Origin of the sequence: Paenibacillus sp. FSL L8-0502, assembly GCF_038593055.1 — a bacterium.
GTDB classification, from domain to species: Bacteria; Bacillota; Bacilli; order Paenibacillales; family Paenibacillaceae; genus Paenibacillus; species Paenibacillus polymyxa_D.
In genome coordinates this window covers 5,420,419-5,443,928 of the sequence record NZ_CP151958.1, presented here as the reverse complement: position 1 = coordinate 5,443,928, position 23,510 = coordinate 5,420,419, and the positions used below count along the sequence as shown (strand labels likewise).

The 23,510-nt window shown below is 46.0% G+C and carries 21 protein-coding genes; 15 read left to right on the top strand and 6 right to left on the bottom strand.

The annotated features are described in order from the left end of the window. Window positions 1-72 precede the first annotated feature (72 nt). From NSQ57_RS23835 to NSQ57_RS23820, 4 genes are all read left to right on the top strand, one after another. Complete coding sequence (locus tag NSQ57_RS23835) at window positions 73-1,026, top strand: alpha/beta hydrolase (RefSeq protein ID WP_342425394.1); 954 nt, start codon at window positions 73-75, stop codon at window positions 1,024-1,026. Between the two features lie 205 nt (window positions 1,027-1,231). Then, the gene (locus NSQ57_RS23830) at window positions 1,232-1,789 is read left to right on the top strand and encodes a glycerol-3-phosphate responsive antiterminator (protein WP_029518656.1); all 558 of its coding nucleotides are present in this window, start codon (window positions 1,232-1,234) and stop codon (window positions 1,787-1,789) included. Between the two features lie 56 nt (window positions 1,790-1,845). Then, complete coding sequence (gene glpK, locus NSQ57_RS23825) at window positions 1,846-3,336, top strand: glycerol kinase GlpK (protein ID WP_029518655.1); 1,491 nt, start codon at window positions 1,846-1,848, stop codon at window positions 3,334-3,336. 193 nt (window positions 3,337-3,529) lie between these two features. Beyond that, a complete protein-coding gene (locus NSQ57_RS23820; RefSeq protein WP_342426139.1) occupies window positions 3,530-5,233 on the top strand; it encodes an FAD-dependent oxidoreductase in 1,704 nt (567 codons plus the stop codon). 149 nt (window positions 5,234-5,382) lie between these two features. Here NSQ57_RS23820 and NSQ57_RS23815 read toward each other — a convergent pair whose 3' ends face one another. Next, window positions 5,383-6,060 carry a CidB/LrgB family autolysis modulator gene (locus NSQ57_RS23815; protein WP_029518653.1) on the bottom strand — a complete coding sequence of 226 codons (678 nt, stop codon included), beginning with the start codon at window positions 6,058-6,060 and terminating at the stop codon, window positions 5,383-5,385. Continuing rightward, window positions 6,057-6,428, bottom strand: coding sequence for a CidA/LrgA family holin-like protein (locus tag NSQ57_RS23810; RefSeq protein ID WP_029518652.1), 372 nt, complete (start codon window positions 6,426-6,428; stop codon window positions 6,057-6,059). Before NSQ57_RS23810 ends, NSQ57_RS23815 begins: the two co-directional genes overlap by 4 nt. 131 nt (window positions 6,429-6,559) lie before the next feature. Here NSQ57_RS23810 and NSQ57_RS23805 point away from each other — a divergent pair, with 131 nt between their 5' ends. Continuing rightward, window positions 6,560-7,447: a LysR family transcriptional regulator gene (locus tag NSQ57_RS23805; RefSeq protein WP_328801165.1), complete on the top strand. Its 888-nt coding sequence runs from the start codon at window positions 6,560-6,562 to the stop codon at window positions 7,445-7,447. 83 nt (window positions 7,448-7,530) lie between these two features. Here the strand turns inward: NSQ57_RS23805 and NSQ57_RS23800 are convergent, their stop codons facing one another. Together NSQ57_RS23800 and NSQ57_RS23795 are read right to left on the bottom strand one after the other, a co-directional pair. Beyond that, complete coding sequence (locus NSQ57_RS23800) at window positions 7,531-7,704, bottom strand: aspartyl-phosphate phosphatase Spo0E family protein (protein ID WP_013312483.1); 174 nt, start codon at window positions 7,702-7,704, stop codon at window positions 7,531-7,533. A gap of 134 nt (window positions 7,705-7,838) precedes the next feature. Next, window positions 7,839-8,915 (bottom strand): GGDEF domain-containing protein, encoded by a 1,077-nt coding sequence (locus NSQ57_RS23795; RefSeq protein ID WP_340933577.1) that lies wholly within the window; start codon window positions 8,913-8,915, stop codon window positions 7,839-7,841. Between the two features lie 169 nt (window positions 8,916-9,084). On the opposite strand from NSQ57_RS23795, the gene NSQ57_RS23790 reads away from it, so the two are divergent. The 3 genes from NSQ57_RS23790 to NSQ57_RS23780 are packed head-to-tail and all read left to right on the top strand — an operon-like array spanning window position 9,085 to window position 12,602. Then, window positions 9,085-11,457 (top strand): ATP-dependent DNA helicase, encoded by a 2,373-nt coding sequence (locus NSQ57_RS23790; RefSeq protein WP_342425393.1) that lies wholly within the window; start codon window positions 9,085-9,087, stop codon window positions 11,455-11,457. Further along, window positions 11,447-11,956: a MarR family transcriptional regulator gene (locus NSQ57_RS23785; protein ID WP_029518649.1), complete on the top strand. Its 510-nt coding sequence runs from the start codon at window positions 11,447-11,449 to the stop codon at window positions 11,954-11,956. Before NSQ57_RS23790 ends, NSQ57_RS23785 begins: the two co-directional genes overlap by 11 nt. A gap of 37 nt (window positions 11,957-11,993) precedes the next feature. Beyond that, window positions 11,994-12,602: a pentapeptide repeat-containing protein gene (locus NSQ57_RS23780; protein ID WP_029518648.1), complete on the top strand. Its 609-nt coding sequence runs from the start codon at window positions 11,994-11,996 to the stop codon at window positions 12,600-12,602. Between the two features lie 81 nt (window positions 12,603-12,683). On the opposite strand, the gene NSQ57_RS23775 is transcribed toward NSQ57_RS23780, so the two are convergent. Beyond that, entirely contained in the window at window positions 12,684-13,277 is a 594-nt protein-coding gene (locus NSQ57_RS23775; protein ID WP_165145925.1) for a hypothetical protein, read from the bottom strand. A 210-nt stretch (window positions 13,278-13,487) separates the two neighbouring features. On the opposite strand from NSQ57_RS23775, the gene NSQ57_RS23770 reads away from it, so the two are divergent. Continuing rightward, window positions 13,488-14,444 (top strand): nucleoside hydrolase, encoded by a 957-nt coding sequence (locus NSQ57_RS23770; RefSeq protein ID WP_013312477.1) that lies wholly within the window; start codon window positions 13,488-13,490, stop codon window positions 14,442-14,444. Window positions 14,445-14,583: 139 nt separating this feature from the next. On the opposite strand, the gene NSQ57_RS23765 is transcribed toward NSQ57_RS23770, so the two are convergent. Continuing rightward, complete coding sequence (locus NSQ57_RS23765; RefSeq protein WP_342425392.1) at window positions 14,584-15,768, bottom strand: HAMP domain-containing sensor histidine kinase; 1,185 nt, start codon at window positions 15,766-15,768, stop codon at window positions 14,584-14,586. A gap of 372 nt (window positions 15,769-16,140) precedes the next feature. On the opposite strand from NSQ57_RS23765, the gene NSQ57_RS23760 reads away from it, so the two are divergent. The 6 genes from NSQ57_RS23760 to NSQ57_RS23735 all read left to right on the top strand — a co-directional run bounded on the left by NSQ57_RS23760 (window position 16,141) and on the right by NSQ57_RS23735 (window position 23,502). Beyond that, entirely contained in the window at window positions 16,141-16,746 is a 606-nt protein-coding gene (locus tag NSQ57_RS23760; RefSeq protein ID WP_029518645.1) for a hypothetical protein, read from the top strand. Next, window positions 16,730-17,254, top strand: coding sequence for a hypothetical protein (locus NSQ57_RS23755; protein ID WP_029518644.1), 525 nt, complete (start codon window positions 16,730-16,732; stop codon window positions 17,252-17,254). Before NSQ57_RS23760 ends, NSQ57_RS23755 begins: the two co-directional genes overlap by 17 nt. A gap of 2 nt (window positions 17,255-17,256) precedes the next feature. Beyond that, a complete protein-coding gene (locus NSQ57_RS23750) occupies window positions 17,257-17,634 on the top strand; it encodes a DUF4280 domain-containing protein (RefSeq protein ID WP_029518643.1) in 378 nt (125 codons plus the stop codon). Window positions 17,635-17,685: 51 nt separating this feature from the next. Next, complete coding sequence (locus tag NSQ57_RS23745; protein WP_342425391.1) at window positions 17,686-20,448, top strand: NlpC/P60 family protein; 2,763 nt, start codon at window positions 17,686-17,688, stop codon at window positions 20,446-20,448. A 157-nt stretch (window positions 20,449-20,605) separates the two neighbouring features. Then, the gene (locus tag NSQ57_RS23740; RefSeq protein ID WP_069010974.1) at window positions 20,606-22,057 is read left to right on the top strand and encodes a discoidin domain-containing protein; all 1,452 of its coding nucleotides are present in this window, start codon (window positions 20,606-20,608) and stop codon (window positions 22,055-22,057) included. Then, window positions 22,057-23,502: a discoidin domain-containing protein gene (locus NSQ57_RS23735; protein WP_340957254.1), complete on the top strand. Its 1,446-nt coding sequence runs from the start codon at window positions 22,057-22,059 to the stop codon at window positions 23,500-23,502. Before NSQ57_RS23740 ends, NSQ57_RS23735 begins: the two co-directional genes overlap by 1 nt. Window positions 23,503-23,510: the final 8 nt, after the last annotated feature.

Genomic DNA, 23,510 nt, shown 5'->3' with positions numbered 1-23,510 from the left:
AAACTGAATGAGCAAACTTAAGCCAAAATGGATATATGTAGACCACAGAAAAGAAAGGAAGAGTGAATCGATATGAGTAAAAAAGTACAGCTTGAACCCGCAGCACAGAAATTTGCAGACGATAATGCCAAGCCTCCGTTTCTATATGATTTGGGTCCTGAAAAAGGACGTGAAACGGTCAATGAGGTTCAATCCGGCCCAGCAGACAAACCTGCCGCAGATGTAGAAGATCTAACTATTCCAGGCGGGCCTGGCGGTGAGGTGAAGGTCAGAATTGTTCGCCCACAACAGGTGACAAGCGATCTCCCGGTCATTGTATATATTCACGGAGCAGGCTGGGTATTCGGTAATGCTCATACGCATGATCGCCTGATTCGTGAATTGGCAGTCGGCTCACAGGCAGCAGTTGTATTTCCAGAATACAGCTTGTCCCCTGAAGCTAAATATCCGACGGCGATTGAGGAAATTTACGCGGTCGTTCAATGGGTGGCACAGCACGGACGCGAGCATGGGCTGAAGCCCGATACGCTGACGGTAGCCGGAGACAGTGTGGGCGGTAATATGACGGCGGCCGTAACGCTGCTGGCCAAAGAACGTAGCGGCCCTACCATTCGCCAGCAGTTGCTGTTCTATCCAGTGACGGATGCTTCCTTTGACACAGAATCATATCATGAGTTCGCCACAGGATATTTCCTGAGCCGCGAAGGAATGCAATGGTTTTGGGATCAATATACGACGGATCCCAACGAACGAGCGCAGATCACGGCGTCCCCATTACGTGCCACCACAGAACAGCTCGAAGGGCTACCACGTGCGCTGGTCATTACAGGTGAGGCCGATGTGCTGCGCGATGAAGGCGAGGCCTATGCGGACAAGCTACGTGAAGCGGGGGTGGATGTGACCGCTGCACGCTTTCAGGGCATCATCCACGACTTTGTGATGCTGAACTCATTGTCTGAAACCGCGGCCAAGCGCGGTGCGATCATGCTCGCTACCTCATGGCTGCGCCAAGGGTTTGAGGGCTAGTACACTATAGAGCATTTTAAGGGTGCCGTCGTGTGATTTGATCCAGTTCTTTGAATGATTAGGCTGTCTTCTTCCTGCTGACATCTATTGCAGGGAAGGCAGCCTTTATACATATCTGCAATGAAACCGCTTCACGTTCGTCGAACAGAGTGATAATATAAAATTTGAACGAGTTTGACCGACATTCAGCCTAAGGGGGATATCCATGCCATTTCAGGGACAACGCATTTTACCTGCAGCTAAGCATATGAAGCAGCTGGAGGGTATTTTGGACAGTTCTTATGAGTATGCGGTTTTTCTGGATACGCATGTAGCGCAGCTGCGTAGCCTGTACCAGATGGCTAGAAGTCGCAGCAAGCAAATGCTCCTGCATGCCGATCTGGTGCAAGGCTTGAAGAATGACGAGTATGCGGCTGAATATTTGTGTCAGGAAATTAAGCCATTTGGGATTATTTCGACCCGGTCCGGGGTGATCGCAACTGCTAAAAAGAAAGGAATTCTTGCTGTACAGCGGGTGTTCCTGCTCGATACGATTGCACTGGAAAAAAGCTACGCGCTGGTAGAAAAAACGCGTCCGGATTATATTGAGGTGCTGCCCGGTGTTGTTCCACCGATGATTAAGGAGGTCAGCGAACGCACTGGCATTCCTATTTTGGCAGGCGGACTTATTCGCACCCCTGAGGATGTGGAAGCAGCGTTGGCCGCGGGAGCTACAGCAGTTACGACCTCCAATAAACAGCTGTTCGAACACTATAAGCAATAGCTTTTATTTGTATCAAGTGGGTAACCATACATAATAAGCAAGGAGGCTGGGAAACGATGGAGCAATACATTCTTGCCTTAGATCAGGGCACAACCAGTTCGCGGGCCATCTTGTTTGATCGGCAGGGAAAAGTGGTATACAAGGCACAACGGGAGTTCCCACAGTATTTTCCCCAGCCCGGGTGGGTAGAGCAAAACGCCAATGAAATATGGAGCTCTATTTTGGCCGTCATCGCCTCCTGCTTGTCAGAATCAGGTGTGAAAGCCAGCCAAATTGCCGGGATTGGTATTACGAATCAACGGGAAACCGTAGTAGTGTGGGATAAACATACGGGTCTGCCTGTATATCATGCACTGGTATGGCAGTCACGGCAAACAGCCGGGATCTGCGAGGAATTGAAAAGCCGTGGATTTGATCATATTTTTCATAGCAAAACGGGACTACTCATTGATCCCTACTTTTCTGGCACCAAGGTCAAATGGATACTCGACAACGTCGAAGGGGCACGAGCTCAAGCGGAGCGTGGGGATTTGCTGTTTGGTACGATTGATACCTGGCTAATCTGGAGATTGTCTGGTGGTAAAGCACATGTAACAGACTACTCCAATGCGGCCCGCACACTCATGTACAACATTTATGAGCTAAAATGGGATGAGGAGCTGCTGGATATTCTCGGCGTTCCTGCGTCTATGCTACCAGAGGTGAAATCATCTTCTGAGATATATGCGCATACGGTGGATTATCACTTTTTCGGACAGGAAATCCCTATTGCCGGAGCGGCAGGCGATCAACAAGCAGCTCTGTTCGGTCAGGGATGCTTTGACAAAGGTATGATTAAAAATACATACGGTACGGGATGCTTTATGCTGATGAATACCGGAGATGAACCCTGTGACTCGGAACATGGACTGATTACGACCATTGCATGGGGGCTGAATGGTCAGGTGAAGTATGCGCTGGAGGGCAGCATTTTTGTAGCCGGATCTGCTATTCAGTGGCTGCGTGATGGGTTGCGTATGTTCCGCGAAGCCAAAGATAGTGAAGCGTATGCGGCGCGTGTGACCTCCACAGAAGGGGTATATTTTGTCCCGGCCTTTGTGGGTCTGGGCAGCCCGTATTGGGATAGTGACGTGCGCGGTGCGACATTTGGTTTGACGCGGGGAACGACCAAGGAGCACTTTATACGAGCGGTACTGGAATCGCTGGCCTACCAGACTAAAGATGTCCTAACTGCCATGGCGAGCGATTCGGGTGTACCTGTGCGTTCATTGCGTGTAGATGGAGGTGCAGTGATGAACGAGTTCCTGATGCAGTTCCAGAGCGATATTCTCGATCTGCCTGTAGAACGGCCTGCTGTGAACGAGACAACTGCACTCGGTGCGGCGTATTTAGCGGGACTGGCAGTCGGCTTCTGGAGCAGTCTGGATGAAGTCCGGGGATATGCGCAAAGTGATCATACCTTTACTCCGTCCATGAGTGAAGACGTGCGGGCTGATCTTTATGGTGGCTGGAAAAAGGCAGTTCATGCCGCAATGGCGTTCAAGTAGCAGGCAGATTTCCCTTTTCATAGCGTATCGTGTGTGCTACGATATAGATAAGTTAATACTCGTCAGGAGACTTGGAGAGACCATGAACCGCTCGGCATCCGCCGCAGCGATGTTCGTGGTCTTTTTTTGTACCTTATGATGAGTCGGTTGGCAGATTGCATCGTGAATATATACAAAGCTGGAGGGATACATGATGGGAGAACAGGGATTTGCTGCGCAGGAGAGAACCGCTGTCTTGGAACGTATGGGACATGAGCATTTTGATATATTAATCATTGGCGGCGGCATTACAGGGGCGGGTATTGCGCTGGATGCGGCGGATCGTGGTTTGAAGACAGCATTGGTGGAGATGCAGGATTTTGCAGCAGGTACGTCCAGCCGCTCGACCAAGCTAGTGCATGGGGGTCTTCGTTATTTGAAGCAGTTGGAAGTTAAGATGGTAGCTGAGGTGGGGAAGGAGCGGGCAATTGTATTCGAAAATGGTCCACATGTGACCATACCGGAGCGTATGTTGCTTCCTTTTCACAAGTGCGGCACGTTTAACGCATTTACCACCTCTGTCGGGCTGCTGGTATATGATTTCCTTGCTGGTGTTAAGCGTAGTGAGCGCCGTCGTATGCTGGACATCCAGGCTACACTAGAGCGCGAGCCTTTGCTGAAGCGTGATGGACTGAAGGGAAGCGGCAGCTATGTGGAGTATCGTACAGATGACGCTCGCCTGACGATTGAGGTCATGAAGGAGGCTGTTACACGAGGGGCGCTGGCGGTGAACTATGCCAAGGCTGACAAGCTGCTGTATGACGAAGGACGAATAAGCGGTGCAAGCGTAACGGACCGGGTAACGGGAAAACCATACGAAATTCGAGCTTCGCTGGTTATTAATGCAGCTGGACCATGGGTAGACACGCTGCGGGAAATGGATCGCTCCAAGGAGGGTAAGGTGCTACGCCTGACGAAAGGTATTCACCTAGTGTTCGATGCTGAGCGCTTTCCGCTCAAACAGGCAGTGTACTTCGATACACCGGATGGACGCATGGTATTTGCCATCCCGCGTGATGGAAAAACTTATGCAGGTACGACTGACACGGTGTATGAGGGGGATACGGCGCATCCCCGGATGACCGTCGAAGATCGGGCGTATGTGCTTCAAGCGATCAACGGAATGTTCCCGGATGTGAAGCTGACTGTTACGGATGTAGAATCCAGTTGGGCAGGGGTACGGCCGCTCATTTATGAAGACGATAAAAGCCCTTCAGAAATTTCACGTAAGGACGAAATTTGGGAATCCCGTTCAGGTCTGATCACGATTGCAGGCGGCAAGCTGACGGGCTACCGGAAAATGTCCGAACTCGTCGTGGATCGTGCGGTACGGGAGCTGGGGCGCTTGCATGGGCAGAGCTTCCGGGCATGCCGCACCAGACACATCCCGATTTCGGGTGGCAGCGTAGGCGGCTCGGCGGGCTGGGACGCGTACGTAGGTAAGCAAACCGCAGCAGGTGTTGCACTCGGCCTGTCGCCTGAAACGGCTAGAGCATGGGCAATCCGCTATGGCTCCAACACAGAGCGGCTGTTTGCGATAGCGGCACGCAGCATGAAGGAGACTACCGAGAAGGAAGCGGCACTGCCTGTGGAAGTGCGTGTCCCGCTCCTGTATGCGATGGAACAGGAAATGACGGTGACACCGTCTGATTTTTTCATACGGCGAACGGGAGCACTTTTCTTCCAGATTGACGAGGTGAAGCGCTGGAAACAGCCCGCCATCGCATGGATGTCTGAACATGCAGGCTGGAGCGCCGCGCAAGAACGACAATATACGGCTGAGCTGGATGCTTACCTGTATGAAGCTGTAACGCCTTTAGAGGTACAGGTGAAACAAGGTGACGTTAAAGCCATCTAATAGGAACGAGGATGCGTATCCTTTACCGCTCCGCTTCTCTACCATCGTTTCGTTCTCACCGCTGCTTTATGCGGAAAAGGGGCCTACAAAACAAAAGCAGCGATTCTCTATTTTTAAGAGAATCGCTGCTTTTGTTGTATGCAGATTGTTTACAGCATCAAGTGGAACAGGAACGGGGCGGCTGCCAAGGTAAAGAGAGCGGCGAGCACCATCGAGATGCTGGATATCGTCCCCGTCAGCAAACTGAACTCGAATGCTTTGGAAGTGCCCGTACCATGAGCACCGGTACCGAGCAGTACCCCACGGGAGACTTCATTTTCGATACGGAACAGTTTTACAATCACTGGACCGATAATAAGACCGCTCAATCCGGTCAGAATAACGAATACAGCTGTGACCGTCGGATTGCCGCCAATCGTTTGCGATACATTCATCGCAATGGGTGTCGTAATGGAGCGAGGAATCAGGCTGCTCAGCAGGGAAGAATTCAGGTGCATCCACTTGGCAAGCGCCATGGAGGACAACACGGCTACAACAGATCCAGACAGCACGCTAAGCACGATTTGGGTAGCGTGTTTTTTTAACACTGGGAAATATCGGTACAAAGGGACAGCAAATGCAATCGTAGCTGGCTGTAGCAGCATGGACAGCAAGTGGGCGCCCGAATTATAAGAACGGTAATTCACACCCGTCAGCGTCAAAATCAAAATGATAACAACAGGTGTAATGAGCAATGGAGACAAATACACCTTGGGCAGTGTGCGGTACATGCGTTTGGCCATCCAGTAAATAGCGAGTGTCAATACAATACATAGAAGACCGATCATGATGATTTATGCTCCTTTCGTTTACCAAGCAGACTGGCGACCATACCTGTGCAGGCCATCACCAGAAAGGTGCCGAGCAACACGACCAGCATAATGCTCATACCATCGTGTTCCAGCATCGGCCAATAATTCATGACGCCGACAGCGGAGGGAATAAAGAATAATAGCAGCTCGGCCAGCAACCAGTTTGCGCCAACTTCAATCCAGCTTAGCCGGACCAAGCCGGTTTGCAGCAGAATAAAAAGGATTAGCATACCAATGATACTACCGGGTATAGGCAGGTGGAGCCAGGAGACTACCGCGTTCAGGATGAGCGAAAAGGCCATCAGGACGGCGATCTGGAGGACACCGCGTATGAAGCTTTTCATATATAATGACTCCTATCTTTGTGATCGGTTATTTTCAAACTGTAATGAAATTTTACATCACAAGCTTTCATGAGTAAAATGCATATAAAGAATATAATCTATTCCGTTTATCTATGGGAGAAGGTGTAGCTTTGGATATCCGACATTTACAATATTTTTTGGAAGTCGCGCGGTTGCGTAGCTTTACAAAGGCAGCCCAGAGCATGTTTATTACCCAGCCGACGATCAGTAAGACGATTAAAAGTCTAGAAGATGAACTGGGGGTCGCTTTGTTCGACCGAATTGGCAAAAGAATCGAATTGACGGACGCGGGAAAGGTCATTGAGCTTCAGGCACAAGCAATTGTAAAGTCCTTTCAGAGCCTGTCCTCGGAGCTGAGTGATTTGATGAACCTGAAAAAGGGACATATCCGTATTGGCCTGCCCCCTATGGTCGGATCGAGCTTTTTTCCGCGTGTCATTGGAGAATTCCATAAGGCATATCCTGATGTGACCATTCAATTATTTGAGGACGGGGCGAAGAAAGTGGAACGGGACGTAGAAGCCGGGGCATTGGATATCGGGGTGATCGTGCTGCCCGCAGTTGGAGATATGTTTGAGACATTTCTGTTTGTGGAGGAAAAGCTGAATTTGCTCGTTCATCCTACGCATGCATTGGCAGAGTGCAAGGAGGTACCGTTATCTGCGTTGGCGGAGGAGGCATTTGTACTGTTTCGTGAGGATTTTACGCTGCATGACCGTATCATTGCGGAATGTGTTCGTGCCGGCTTTCAGCCGCGTGTAGTGTACGAAAGCTCACAATGGGATCTGATTAGCGAAATGGTTGCTGCAAACCTGGGAGTAGCTCTGTTGCCGGAGGCCATTTGCCGAGATCTGGATTCTGAGCGCTTGCGTGTTCTTCCATTGGTAGACCCCGTCATTCCTTGGCATTTGGGGATGATTTGGCGGAACGATCGCTACCTGTCCTTTGCCGCCAGAGAATGGATATCGTTCACACAGCAATTGTTGCGGACGGAATAGGGCGGGAAGTAGTCAGTCCGCGAGAAGGTGAGTACGATGCAGAATAAAAAAGCTGCCCTGAGGGGCAGCGATGTAGCTTGCTTCTATGAGTGTGTTTGGTTTATTGCACGCTTGGTGTGAAGGTACTTGTCCATAATACGGTCAAGTCTGGAGGATTTGTCCAATACACGTTCATCTTTTAATCCGTGTAAGTCAGCCATGCGATTCAGTTCACGGCGTTCTTTTTCCATGAGTTTTTCCAATTGTTCGAGGTTCACAAAGCCCACCCCCCATGTCGATTGTAAGGCATGTCTCCACTAGCGGCAGAAGTTTTTTTGATAACGATGTTATTTCCATTTTACCACTTTTTATTAACAATAATCCAGCTTTCCTGACATTTAGCGACTAATATCTATGGTTTTGCCAGTTTCACCTGATTGCGTCCTGAACGCTTAGCTTCATATAGTGCCTCATCTGTCTTTTCCAGTAAGTGCCTCGATGCAATGACAGGCGAACTACCTGCTCCAAGCGATACGGTTAGAGAGATCGAGGTTCCGTCATTCAAAAGAAAACGTTCATTTTCCACAGCTTCCCGAATCTTTTCGGCAAAGCTTGCTGCTTTCTGACTATCACAATTTCCAATCAGAATGGCAAATTCCTCTCCGCCCTTACGGGAGGGGTACGCCCTCGTTGTAGATTCCCGGGTTAACAGCATTCCCAATTGGCTTAAGACGGTATCTCCGTTCAAATGACCATACGTATCATTAATATTTTTAAAGTGGTCAATATCCAGCATCACGAGTCCAAAGGGTTGTTTTGTAGTCTTGGAAGTATGAAAAACCTCTTCGAATAGCGCATCGAAAGCACGCGGACTGTAGAGTCCGGTTAAATGATCCCGGTTTGCAGCTTCTTCCAGTAGATGAACAGCCCGTTCGGTTTTTTTGATATGGGACATCATAAAATAAGTGAACAGGCCGCCAAGCAACTTAACAGTTGTGATGATTATCATGGATTCATTATCAGGAGGGTTAACTACATAGAAAGTAGATAACAGCGACACTACAGCAGCTCCAATCACGGCCGACATCCACTTGCGGAGTGTTAGGCTTTTTTCTCGAATAAAGATAAGTGAAATGCCCAGTGTCATGAAACAATTGACGGTAGCAGTCAGAGAAACATCTGTCCAACCACCTGTAATGTAAATACGGTACAGGATTATGATCAAAGTGGTCAGCAGACCGGATACCGATCCTCCCATATAAACAGATATGATAATCGCCAAATGGCGCAGATCGACCACAAAGTGCCCGCGGATCCATAAACCGGTCATCATTAACAGAATGCCAAACAGACCCAGCATTAAACCGTTCATTACCCGATAAATGAATATATGTTTTTTTAGGTAACGTTCATATTTGCGGAAAAATAAATTTCCAAAGAATAAGAAGCTTGTTAATAACGCAAAATTGTTAATTAATTCTTTTAACATATCCCTATCCTTTATGCTGTAATGAGAGTTGTAGTATTGTGGGGAATAAAGCAAAAGGCCTCGTTTCTATATTTCGGTAAAAAGTAGGCATGAGTGAATACCAATCGACCATTAAACGATTCTTCTGTCCCTTACGTTTCGTTTATCTACGTGGTACAGTGAAAGGACTATGACCGGAACGGGTGATCGTATGAAGGAACCAATTCACATATCGGTGCGTCCACTTGTGGAATATGTGCATCGGAGCGGCAGCATTCATAGCGGCTTTCGATCGAATAGCAGTATGCTCGAAGGAACTCGCGTGCATCAGGTTATCCAGAAAGGTTACAAGGAGCATGACCGCATAGAGGTACATTTACGTACAGAAATTCAGTATAAGGACGAATTGTTTATCATTGAAGGCCGCTGTGACGGACTGATTGAGCTGGATGGCGTATGGACGGTCGATGAAATTAAATCGATCTCTTTGCCTCTCGAAGATATTCAGGGTGACGGTCAACCCGTACACTGGGCGCAAGCATTTCTGTATGCCTATATGATTGCTCGTGAGGAACAACATCATTCCATGCAGGTCCAGCTTACTTATGTGCAGGCACACAGTGAAGACATTCGCCGATTTAGGCGCGAGCTATCCTTTACTGAGCTGGAAGCTTTCGCGCAGGAGATGATTGCTGGTTATGCACCGTATGCATTCCTGCTGAGAGCACATGCGGAAAAGCGGGATGCCAGCATTGCTATGTTGAATTTTCCCTTTGACACGTATCGTTCGGGACAGCGAACGCTCGCGGGTTCGGTGTACAAGGCGATTGCCGAAGGGGTTAACCTGTTTGCCAAAGCGCCTACGGGTATCGGTAAAACGGTATCCACTTTGTTTCCCGCGATCAAGGCGATCGGTGAGGGGCAGGTTAGGCGAGTATATTATGTAACGGCTCGTACCACCACTCGGGCAGCAGCCGAAGAAGCTTATGCCAGAATGCAGGCCCAAGGGCTGCACATGCATGTGGTGACTTTGACTGCGAAGGATAAAATTTGCTTTAAGGATGAAAATGATTGTGACGCTGGATCATGCAGCATGTGCGAGGGCTACTACGACCGGATCAACGGTGCGGTATCCGATATTTTGGCGAATGAGACGTTAATGACCCGGGCGGTGATTGAGCGTTATGCGCGCAAGCATAAGGTTTGTCCCTTTGAATTTTCGCTGGATGTGGCGTATGCCTCGGATGGTATAATCAGTGATTATAATTATGTTTTCGATCCACGGATTTCTCTGAAAAGATTGCTGGAGGAGCACAAGCGAAAAGGTGTCGTACTGGTGGATGAGGCGCATAATCTGGTAGAACGCGGCCGGGACATGTTTTCGGCGGAAATTTTGAAATCTTCTTTTTTGGAACTGAAACGAGAATTTAAGCTGCTAAGTCCAGAGATTGCTGCGACTGCGAGTGCAGTGAACGCACATATGATTACGCTGCGCAAGCAATATGCAGACACAGGAAAAGCAGTGGAGACAGTAGCGCCGCAAGAGGTGCTGGAGCTGCTGGTGCCTTTTGTGAAAGCTGCTGAACGTGAACTGGTAACGGGGAGTAGTACAAGTCGCGCAAGCAGTGAAAGTACGGCCTACGCATTGCTTCTGGATACGTATTTTACTGCTCAGAATATGCTGCGGATTGCTGCTTTATATGATGAACGGTACGTTACTTATGTGGAAGCAGGGCGCAGTGAAGTGAGGGTCAAGCTGTTCTGCCTCGATCCTTCTCACTTGCTGGGACAAGCTATTAAGGGCTACCGCTCAGCCATTTATTTTTCCGCGACGTTGACACCGCTTGCTTATTATCGGGACATGCTCGGAGCAAACGAGGAAGATTATACGTTACAGGTTCCTTCCCCTTTCCATCAGGAGCAATGGGATGTACGTCTGCTGCCGCTCTCCATCCGTTATCGGGATCGCGAGCGTTCCAAAGGGGCGATTGCGGATATGCTGGCTGCATTGGTTGTGGAACGGAAAGGAAATATGCTTGTGTTTTTCCCGTCCTATCCATACCTGCGTGAGGTATATGAGGAGTTCATGCTTCGGGACGTGTCCGCAAATACGTTGGTACAAAGTCCGGGGATGACCGAACCAGAGCGGGATCGATTCCTAGAGGCCTTCCAGCCTGGGCAAGAGCACACCTTGCTTGGCTTTGCCGTATTGGGTGGTGTGTTTGCTGAAGGTGTTGATTTACCCGGGGATCGCTTAAATGGGGTAGTCGTCGTCGGCGTTGGCTTGCCGCAAATTGGAGCAGAGCGAGATGTGCTGCGGGATTACTTTTCGGAACAGGGACGGAATGGTTTCAACTATGCGTATGTATATCCAGGGATGAACAAGGTTCTTCAGGCAGGTGGCAGGCTTATCCGCACAGAGCACGACGAAGGATTGTTGGTCCTGGTAGATGATCGTTTTGCCAAGGAACCGTATGCTTCTTTGCTGCCAGATGAATGGAAAAGCTACCGTCTGACGGAACAAGCGGGATTAAGGAAGGAATGGATAGACTATGAACTTTAATTTTCATAATGACTCCATACGCGGGGTGCTGCGTAGCTTTGGACATGAGGATGCCGAAGTAGATAATATAGAGACTTTTGTGACATTTGCGCGCTTGGCTAACGGTATTTTCAGAGAAATGGATACAGATTTGACCAAGTTGGGGGCTTCTCAGGGTCGGATTATCGTGCTTAGCCTGTTGCATTGCCACTCGCCGCATCGCATGACACCATCGGAGTTAGCGGAAAAAGCGGATGTCACGCGTGGGACCATGACGGGACTGATCGACGGATTAGAGCGAGATGGCATGATTGAACGTGTGGCTCATGAGAGTGACGGACGGATGGTGACTGTCGGATTAAAAGAGGCAGGACGAGAGCTATTAAGTAAGATAGTCCCTTATTATACGAAGCTGATTCGGTCGTGTATGTCTGAGTTTACGCCGCAGGATCATCAGATGATGAAGGGTTTGCTGGGGAAAATGAAAGGCGGTTTTGAGCGGTCCTTGCCGAAATGCTGAATTCCTGATATAGGGAATAAGGAATAGGAGAGAGAACATGTTCTTTTATACAGATGAGGTCTATGAAGACCGTGATTTTGGATCAATGGATGCCAGAGAAGGCGAGTGGAAAAATTGCGAGTTTACCCGATGTCGCTTTCGGGGTGTGGAGATGAATGAGTCCCTTGTGGAAGGCTGTACTTTTGTGGACTGTGATTTTACCGGGGCCATTCTGAATGCATCTCACTACAAGGAGTCGGCTTTTACCAATTGTTTGTTCACCAGCGCCAATCTGTTTGTAGTCCGGTTTGATAACTGCAAGCTGGTAGGTTCAGATTTTGCGGGGGCGAATATGGATGGTATCACAATTACGGGCGGAGATTGGTCTTATACGAATTTGCGTCATGCAGATTTAAGAAAACAAGATTTGCGAAAAATACGATTCAAGGAAGCCGACTTATCCGAATGCAATTTGGAAAAAGCAGATTTGCGAGAGGCTGATCTTAGCCGGGTAAGACTGCACAAAGCCCATCTTCAAGGAACAGACCTGCGCGGTGCGAAGATGGATGGCGTGAATTTTAAAGATCTGGACATCACCGGAGCCAAGTTGGATATCGAGCAGGCAGTAGCGGTGGCTCGCTCCTATGGAGCCAAGGTAGAAGGCTAAAAAGCACGGGATACCGATGCTGGTTTTGATCTGGAGTACCCCGTGCGGGTGAAATGGACGGTTGATTCGAAATTGAAGGACTTAATCTTTAGTGGATGCCGGCAGTAGTGGAATTGCTGCTTCCGGGTTCTGGTTTGGCAAATGATCAATTCCCACAGGCTCTAGAGGCTGCTGTGGAACCGTCCAGTTGCGCGCGATATCTACGGCAGTTCGCTGTTCCAGCAAGCGTTTGGCTACTTCATAACATTGATCGACATGCCGATTGCCAATGGTTCGCATAGCAGTAAAGCCAATTGCCGCGGCTAGCCCTTGCCCCAGAAGGGGAACAAACTTGCTAACCTGCTTGGTAGCGATCCGAATGCCCATCTTTTGCAAAATCTGCACGATAACTTCACGGGTGATGAGTCGCCCAATCAGCTTGCTGCCAATCGAAGTGATAAAACCATACACCATGGATTTGGTTTCTGCGTCCAGACCTTCCAGCTGCTTCTCAGATAATCCGAACTTTCCATTAATGGCTGGCAGTAGCTGCATCAAAATGCCAACATCAGCAAGAACGTCAGCCCCTGGAACTGGAACTAATACCGCTCCACCCGAAGCCGCAGCTCTTTTTGTCACCATGGATTTACACTCTTTACGGATCTGCTCCAACTCTTCTATTGTTTGGGCTGTCATATGCATCTCTCCTTCATACGCTTCCGATTAGGACCCATGATTCTACCCTGTTATTACACACATTTCTACCTATCTTAAGCATGGCGCAAGCAAAAAATCCCTGATTCACGCACTATCGCACATTTACTCCTGTGAAGCGATCAGGCATAATGAAGGGTGGTTGCCGATAAGAACAAGCCTGCTTACGGGGATAAAGGAAGGAAGAGACAGATGAGTCAGACAAACGTTTATTTTAATCATGATGGTGGAGTGGATGATCTAGTATCCCTTTTTATGCTGCTTCAGATGGAGCAGGTTCATTTGACCGGAGTATCGGTGATTCCAGCAGATGGTTATCTGGAGCCTGCGACGGATGCCAGCCGTAAAATTATTGATCGTTTTGGACAAAATAAAGGGCCTGTGGAAGTCGCAAAGTCTAATTCACGCGGTAAAAATCCGTTTCCTGCCGCTTGGCGTTTACATTCCTTCTATGTGGATGCATTACCCGTACTGAATGAATCGGGGCGTATGGAAGCACCGCTTTCATCCCTGCCAGCTCATCAGCATCTGATCGAAAAGGTACGCGGAGCTGAAGGTAAAACGCTGTTGCTATTCACTGGACCGCTAACCGATCTGGCGCGGGCGCTGGATGAAGCACCGGATATTGAAGCAAAGATTGAAAAGCTGGTATGGATGGGCGGCACCTTTGAAAAAGGGAATGTGGAAGAGCCGGAGCATGACGGCACAGCAGAGTGGAATGTATTCTGGGACCCAGAAGCGGCATATCGGGTGTGGCAAAGCGGCATCACGATTGATCTGGTAGCGCTGGAAAGCACAAGCAAAGTACCATTAACTCCAGCAGTACGCAATCGTTGGGCTGCCGAGCGCCGATATGAGGGCGTGGATTTCCTAGGCAACTGCTACGCGGGATGTCCGCCGCTCGTCTATAGCGAAACGAACTCAACCTACTACTTGTGGGATGTACTGACCACTGCATCCGTAGGACGCCCGGACATTGTCAAGAAAAAGACGGTGCATTGCAGCGTGATCGCAGAAGGGCCAAGTCAGGGCAGAACGGTGGAACAGGCGGATGGACGTCCTGTGAATCTGGTGTATGATACAGACCCGGAAGCCTTCTTTACGTATATGGCGGATTTGGCCAAGCTGGCTGCTCCCAAACGTTACTAAGTCTGGCAATGTACAGACGTGCGGCATAGGGCGATAATACTGCCTAGTGAGACGTACCCATAACATAAAGCCCGTGAACGTTATGCGTCACGGGCTTCTATTACATGATATACCATATCATCACTAGCTAATTTCAGTTTTAGGCTGACTCCTGGTATGTTTTCAGGGTGAATTGGAGCGTTATCTCCGTCCCGCTACCAGGTTCACTCCTCCCTGTCATCTTACCCTTCATTCGTTTTAATAGATGTTTGGTAATCTGCCAACCCAAGCCTGGATTACCATATGAGGGGGAGTACCCACGGTCATGTTCAAGCCACAATTTCAATTTATTCGGAGATATACCGATTCCAGTATCCTTCACCTTTAATTCCAGTTCAACCTCAGGTGCATCGGTCACAGATCGGGTGTTTGCAGATAAAGTGACGGTTCCTGTGTTTGTAAACTTCACTGCATTATCTACCAAATTAATCAACATACGGCGAATTTTAGCCTCATCCCCGATAAAAATAGGCGAGCTGGTGAGATTCCAGTCAAGCTTCAACTCTAGATTCCGCTGTGCGGCTACCTCTGTATACAGACTCAATACATTTTCCATCATCGTTCTCAGATCAAACGGATCTTCAATATCATCGATCTGCCTGGACTCTATATTGCTGTAATCCAAAATATTACTCAACAACGTCATAAGCGAGCGACTGCTCGACTCCATGATGCTCATATATTGCTGTTGTTCCTCTGTTAACTCTGTCGTCAGCATGAGGTCGGTGGCTCCCCATATTTCGGTTAGCGAAAACCGAATTTTATTACTCAGGGAAGAGATCAAATCCAGCTTGCTCAGGGCAGAGATCTCAGCATCTATCTTTTCTTTCTCCAGTTCCACCACATAACCCAGAAATACAGCCATAGCCTGTAGGGCCTTCAGTTCGGATTCTGTCAAATGTACAGATGGTGCGTCCAAGATACAAATGGTTCCGTAAGCCTGACCATTTTTCATGCGAATAGGGATTCCTGTAAATGAGTGGTTTCCGATAGTTTTAGTCACATCTAAGTCGCATGTGTGCGGGTGAATGGACGTTTCCGAAATGGTGAGGTAATCCGCAGAATGGTTCAGCACTAGACTGCAATAGCTAAGCTCAAAAGGAAGCTCCTCTCCATTGTGAACCAGCACCTCTTCCCGGTTAAATGAATCTACAATCACATTTGTAACCCCGTCATTAGCGGCAATAAAAATGGTGTTTACATGTAAAATATCACTTAGCACATCAATGACGTGCGCGGTAGCCTCTTGAATACTATTATAAAAACCTGTAGGTGAAGTAGTCATGTATCTCCAATCCTGATGCAAAGTGGTGGTTATCCAAAAACTTTAGCAGTTTGTGTATCCCATTCTCGATCCTCTGAATGTGCTTTTGGAGCGTATTGTTAATTATACATGATTATTTCATTATAAACCGATCTTTCTACTTCCATTTACCTATTCGCTTGCGCAAACCTTCATTTTTTAGGTCTAATGCTAGCCTTTCTGGGAAGGTTTTTGTTTGTATTATTACACATTCACGAAAATATATGATTATTTTCATTCTATTTTCATAAATTCATATGTAATCTCATGATATGAAAATTGTGTAATAAAATAGGAGGATAGAACCAGTAATATCATGTAAATATTCTATATAATAGGTTCAGAGGTGGAATTATGAATAGACAAGAAGCCCTAGAACACTTCCTTAAGACCTATGCAGAAGATGTATTGAACCAGAAATTACATCAGGCAGCGTCTTTGTATGAACAAAGAAAAGATGAGCTCATCTCTTCTTTTATTCAATCCTTTCAATCGATCTGCCTGCAAGCCCATTCTTCAGAAGTGGCTAAGACAAGGATCGGATACATTACTTATTCTATGAGGCGCACGTATCTGGTGGATCGCAACTATAACTATGTCGTCGAAGCCTATGATAAAAATTGGTTCTTTGATCCTCAACCTTGTTATGGAATCTATGATGCAGGCTGGGCATTCAGCTTTTTAGCAGAATTGGAGGATGAATTGAATCAGCTTCGAAAACCTTATATGAACAAGATTTTTCAGCCTGATGTGGAGCGATTTGTACTCCAGGCTGCAGGGGAATTTCATCAATATATTCTGAAATTAGCGAAAGATGCTATTCAGCAGGTTGTACATTTACCTGAATTCAAGGCCTTGAAATGTGAGGACGATTTGGAAGTAAGAATAGGGGAGTATAAAGGAATCAGTGAGGTGGTGTATTCAAGAGCTTATGGAGTACTACATGATTCAACAGGATAATCGTATTACGGAGTATATGTATCCAGTAGGGACGAATCGCCGGCAGTTATTGGAATGGGCAGAAAGCTCATCATGTGCCGATGAAGAATCTATTTTACAATTTTATGTATCAGGTGATGCGGACTATATTGATTTTATAGAGCATCCGTTACCCATCGTTTCGGAACAACTAAAGGAAATCTTTGATATATATCAAGCCGGATTAAGCTGGAAGTTAGTTGTTTTTGCCCATATGCAGCGAATGCAGCAAACAAGGTATTGGCTGGCAAATCCGCCTAGCCTGATGTGTTTATCACCACGCAGTGAATATCATAGGGACGGTACACTGAAGAAAATCATTTTAGATGAATATGCAGTCGAGAATCATAAAATATTCAGGGTTCAGGGTGCCAATCATCATATCATTGTAGACCTCGATGTGGCTGAATGTATTTTGAAGTTCAATCAGGCAGGCTTGAAATTACAAAAGGTCGATACAGAGGGGCCATCTATACAAAGGAGAGTCTAAGAATGAGTGAGAGCTATGTAGTGGATGGGGCACAGATACATTGCAGCTATGGAAGTCACACGGGAAGATTTAGTGTTTCAGCTAACAGGGGAATTAGTATTGGTGACAAACTACAAGGGAATATTCAGGATTTTCACCCGCAGACGCATATCCCTTCTTTCGGAATGTGTCGTAGTATGCATAATCCTGCAGTCTCTTCTGCTAACAAAGGGAATTCCGGGAAAATCATTCCGCAGTCCTGCAAACCGAGCGTTTCTATGCCTTGGTTGAATGGAAAAAAGGATGTATACGTAGATCAATCTCCGGCTCTGATGAGCTGCTCCACGAACTTATGCATGTGGTGTGGAAAAATCTCGTTCACCACAGACGGGCAGGAATAGTTAACAGATTGTAGGATTTGCATCACATGAAAAGCAACCGGGGGGAGTAAGATGGGACTGGCAGGAACTGTGCTGACTTATGGAAATATTAAAGTAAATGCACCGTATGAGATTATCAGGCTGCTTGATTTTGAATTGACACAGAAGATAAATGAGCACGGCAAGGTGTACATTACTGCTCTCATACCGGATGAGGACCATGCGAAGTATGACGGTTTAGCACATGATGAGGATGTGCTAGAGGTATATGAGATGGATGAAGACCGAGGGACAGTTAGCATCTTTAAAGGAATCGTCACCAATATTAGAATTGCATTCAAAAATGGCGTATATCACATGTACATCGAGGCTGCCTCTTTTACATATCTGATGGATCAACAAAGGAAAAACCGTTCGTTTCAAAACGGCAAATTGACATATTATCAACTATTCCGCGAACTCATAGATGCCTATCCACATGGGGATTTTATTGACCTGACGGACAGCAATCAAAAGTTAGATGGCTTTACTATTCAGTATGGGGAGAGTGACTGGGAGTTTCTGAAAAGAATGGCTTCTCATTTGCACACTGGGCTGATTGCCGAGATTACGTCCGTGTTCCCGAGACTATGGCTAGGTGCCTCAAAAGAACAGGTGAAAGGTGAACTGCGCAGCATTAACTTTTCCCTCCAAAAAACAAAGTCAGGCCCTCGGTATACATATGCTGAAGTGGAGGATACGAAGCGTTTTGAACTTGGAGATGTCGTCGTGTTTCGACGAAAGCATTGGGTTATTGATCAAATTCATGCAGGGATGAAGCAAGGTATTATGACATATGACTATGTTCTCGTTCCTGAAGAGGGTATTCCGAGGGAGGTCATACATAATCAGTTTATTAAAGGTACCTCTATTGAAGGGAAAGTTATTGATTTAAATAGTGAAAACGAATCCGTTAAACTTCATCTGTCCGTGGATTCCATGCAGTCCAAAGTTGAAGGGTGCTGGTTTTCTTACCCCACTATGTATACCGGAGATGGGATCGGTTGGCATTGCATGCCTGAGCTGGGGGATCATGTCCATTTGTATTTTCCATCTAACAAAGAAAAGGAGGCTCGTGTAGTTCAATCCCTGTGTAAGAGAGACTACAAAGGAGATGAAATCAGTCAACCGTCAAGAAAGCTATTTCATACCAAAACACAAAAAGTGGCGAGATTCGATGATAAGGAATTAGCCCTCTCCACCCAGAAAGACAAGATACTGGTACGCTTAAACCCTGCATCTGGTATTCATGTGTACAGCCATCACGATCTCACCTTTCACGCCGATACAGACCTAGTGCTGCATGGCAAAAAGGTACAGATGACCGCTACTCGCGAAATATCTCTGACGTGCAAAACTAGCTATATCCGAACCGATGGAGCACTTCATATCAAGGCTAGTAAGTTCATGAAAAATCAGGTGCCTGATGCCGAACTGAAAGCTTATAAATCCCTGATTCAAGAATTGAAGGGAAAAGGGTATCCGCAATGGGTGCAGAATTTGCTGCTTCAATTTAAAACGGACTACTACAAAGCCGTGGCAGCCGGGGACAAAAAAGGGGCCAAGGAAGCAGCATCCAAGGCCAAACAATTGCGTCAGCAGGTGGCAGAAATAGATCGTATGCCTGCCTGGGCCAGAGCGCAAATGCATGAATACACGTCCCAGTGGTGGGAAGCGCATGGAGCCAACGACAAGGCCAAGCAAAAGCAGATGCATCTTCTCGCCAACCAACTGCGTGACAACGTGCTAATCAACGAGCTGATTCGTGGTCATTCAGCCAAATCCTATCTGGATGCGAATCGGCTGGAGGAGCTGTCCGGACAATACGCAGATGCGGCCCATAAGCTGACCATAGCTGATCAAAAGGCTCTAGCCAAGGAAGCGGCCGATCTGCGGAGTAAGTATGGCGTAAACAGCCTGCTTGCCAGAGAGAATTTGAACAAGCTTGCCAAGAAGTATCCAGACAGCTTCTCGTACAAGCTACCAACTACAGGCGATTGGGATAAGGAGTTCAACGCCGCTTTGCATGATTTTGCGAAAAAATACGGCCTGGAAAATAAGGGATATGGTCGTGATGTGCTCGCAGTGTACCTGCATCAAGTAGCCAATGGCATTCTTCCATGGCCTAAGGTTAATAAGACTGCAACGCCAACAGTTCCAGCAACAACAACAACGAAAACGGAACCGGGCAAGAAGCCGCCGACTACTCCTGAAAAGCCAGCGAAGGAAGAACCAAAGCCTACTCCATCCAACAGTTCTGCCGAGGAAAAAAGGAAAGCAATTGTAGAATTCGCTAAGAAGTTTTTAGGCAAGATTCCTTACTGTATGGATACTAAAATTACAACGATGAAGCTGGACCCCAACAATCCACCTATTTATATGGACTGTTCTGATTTTAGTTCCTCGGTGTACTTTACCATATTAAATGTGCGTATAGGCGGTACTACAAGCGATCAAATCCATCGGGGAACAGAGGTTGACTACAAAGCTTTACGATCCAGTGGGGATTATAAAAATTTGAAGTTAGGTGATTTAATCTTATTTGATTGGGGGAGTGGGGGGAAAACCAAATTCAAAGTAGATCATGTAGGAATATATGTGGGAGATGGAAAGTTCATTCACGAGCATGGTAATGCACAAACTCTTGCTGAAATGAAAAAGGACCTCAAGCCATCTCATAATGTAACAATAGATAAATTAAACACAAATTGGGGAAAAGGTTATGGTCTTATATATTCAAACGTTATCGCAATTAGACGTATTATACAAGATGATGGCTCAATAATTAACAAATAAGAAAATAAGAAAATAAGAAAATAAGAAAATAAGAAAATAAGTAGTAGCTTAAAACATCATAATAATATTTGATTCCAAGGTATTCTCAGGAGAAAATAGTGCTGCCCCGTTTAGCTAGGTAGGCTTTATTGAGAACGGAAGAGGGAGTGGTAAGAAAGTGAATTTTATAAAAATCATATTGATTGTTACTTTTGTAGCCATTATATCGGCATGTAGTGGGTTTAAAGGAGAGGAAGCTTTCTCGTCTCCTCACCCCCAAGAAATATCATCACACAGGGTCACACAAGATAATAGAAATGTTACTGAAAAAGAAGCACGGTGGCTTTTAAATGGAGAAGAAGACCCATATCCGACTCAATTTTTGACCAATTTAGATGATCCTACAGGGAAGACCTATATACGAATCGATGACTTGGTAGATGCGATGCAAACTAAAGAAGAGCGAATAAAATATCGCGGCTCCCAAGTAACTGTCAGTAGAGTATCAAATGATGGAAGTCGAATGGCGATCGTAAGGACAATCTCTGATGTGGAAGAAGGGGGCGAAAAACACATTCTTGAGGTATATGATCTGAACTCAGGAAAAAAAGAGTCCGAGTTTGAACTGCCTTCAACGTCTTACCCTGTAGTCTCTCCTGATTTAAGTAAATATCTTTATGAGTTGAATGGGCAAGTGTATTTATATGATGCAGTAAAGAGGAAAACGACAAAAATAGACATTGGGAAACGTAAAATAGATTTAGGTATCATTAGTTCAGGATTATTTTCTCCAGATGGCACTAGATTCTGTTTTGAGGAAAATGACCAACCAGGCATCATTATGCTGAATCTGTCCGGTATTAGTGGAGTAAAACGTTTACTTACAGGGTCTATGGTTTCGCTTTTGCAATGGGATCAAGAAGATAAATTAATTTATACAATTTCTGAAGAGGACGACAATTACACAAAAGATGTCTATTCATTTGATATAGAGAGCGGAGAAAAAAGGTGGATAACTAAAAGTACGGCACCATTTATACTATCCCCTGATCAAAAATTGGCGCTGTCCGCAGAATACGAAGCATCAAAAATGTATCTGGTTCATCTGAGCGATGGAAGAAAGGAGGATATATCCTCTTTTACTAAAAACCAAGGAATACGCACGGCTCCAATACAGTGGATCGAAGCAAAAACCAATTATATGAAGTATAGCAACAAGGTTAAAGTGAAAAGAATTACTGCCTCTTCTACGCTACCTGATCAGGGTATTCGTTCTTTTAATGTGGACAATTTAACGGATGGAAATTATTCAACCTCTTGGTGTGAAGGAACCAAGGGGGGCGGAGTAGGGGAAACGGTAACTATAGATTTGGGTTCAACTCAAGAGATGAGAGGTATAGATATAACCGATAACTTCATGTGGGTTAATAATAAGTATTTAGACGTAAGTAAAATCAAAAAAATGAAACTTGATTTTTCGAATGGGCAATCTGAAGTGTTTGAGGGCAGTGGGGCACGTTTCAAATTTGATGAACCTATACGGACTTCTTTCGTTAAGATTACCATCCTGGAAGTGAAAAAAGGCGCGGACTTCCCAAATACATGTATAGGTGAGCTGAAGTTATTGTGATGAACAGTAGAAAACGGAAAAAAACTGCAGTATGGATAAGTAAAATTACGTTATTGGTCATGATCTTTTCCATGCTATGCGGGTGTATACAATCGAATGAGGGGCAAAAAGTAGGACAGGAGCGGAATGAAACTTATGCTTCTGTCTCTCAGTCCAAGAAACCTCCTCCAACAAAAAGGGCTGTAAATTGGTTGCTCTTTGAAGCGGAAAATGAAAACATGCCTGTGGACTATCTCGTTGATATGGATGATCCTACAGGCAATACGTTTATTGATACAACTGATATTATTGATCGGTTGTACGCAAGTGAGAAAGAGGATTTCCCTAGAAGTGAGCTGGAAATAATGCGATTTTCTAGTGACGGCAAGACTATAGCACTGAGCAGATATACACATATGATAGATTACAGTGCCATTTTTATTTATGACTTATCCACATATAAAAAGTTGTATGAATTTAATATACCTGATAGGGAATACGTCGTAATATCACCGGATTTAAGTAAATGTGTGTACACCAATAATGGAGATTTTTTTCAATACAATATTCAGGGACGAGTCACTCAAAAACTATCTATTTCCAACTATACTGGTTCGGAAGAATCTATTGGATATAGTGTGTTTTCTCCTAATAGTTCAAAATTATGTATTGAAGATAATGGTACTCTATATATTTTTGATCTGATGGCGAATAAAGAGGTTCAACGAATCACAGTGACCAAGGCAATGCAGGTTTATCAGTGGCTTTATAATAATAAGATAGTTTACCGTTCCTATGATGACGAAAAGTGGTACATGTTGAATTTAGATGACGGAAAGAAGAGGATGTTGGCAGAATTCTCTGAGAACCCTGTTTTAACTTTAGATAACCACAGGGTTGCTTATGTGAATTCGAAGGGTGAAATGCAACAACGAAACATCCAAACAGGTTTGCCTATAAAATACTCCAATCTATTTCACAGGATAGGCTATAACGTGTCCCCTACACAATGGATACAAACAACAACGGATTTAATGAAATATCGAAAAAGTATCCCGGCACGGAAAATCATTGCCTCTTCTACACTTCCAGACCAAGCAGGAAATTCCTATGCTGCCCAAAACATCATGGACGGAGATGCGAGTACAGCCTGGTGTGAAGGAGTTAAAGGAGACGGGATCGGGGAGTGGATCAAAATTGATTTCGGCTCTATGCAAGAACTGAAGGGGTTTGAACTTTTTAATGGTTTAGCCAAGTCATCCAAAGCCTTCCAAGCAAATAATAGAGTTAAACGAATGAAACTGGAGTTTTCAAACGGGCAGACCAGGGTGATAGATAATGATTTTATAAGAAACGAATTTCTTGATAACCCCATTCATACCTCTTTCGTGAAAATAACGATTGAGGCCGTAGAGCGAGGAACTAAATATCACGATACCTGTATGTCGGAGATACGATTCTTCTAGCATTTCTA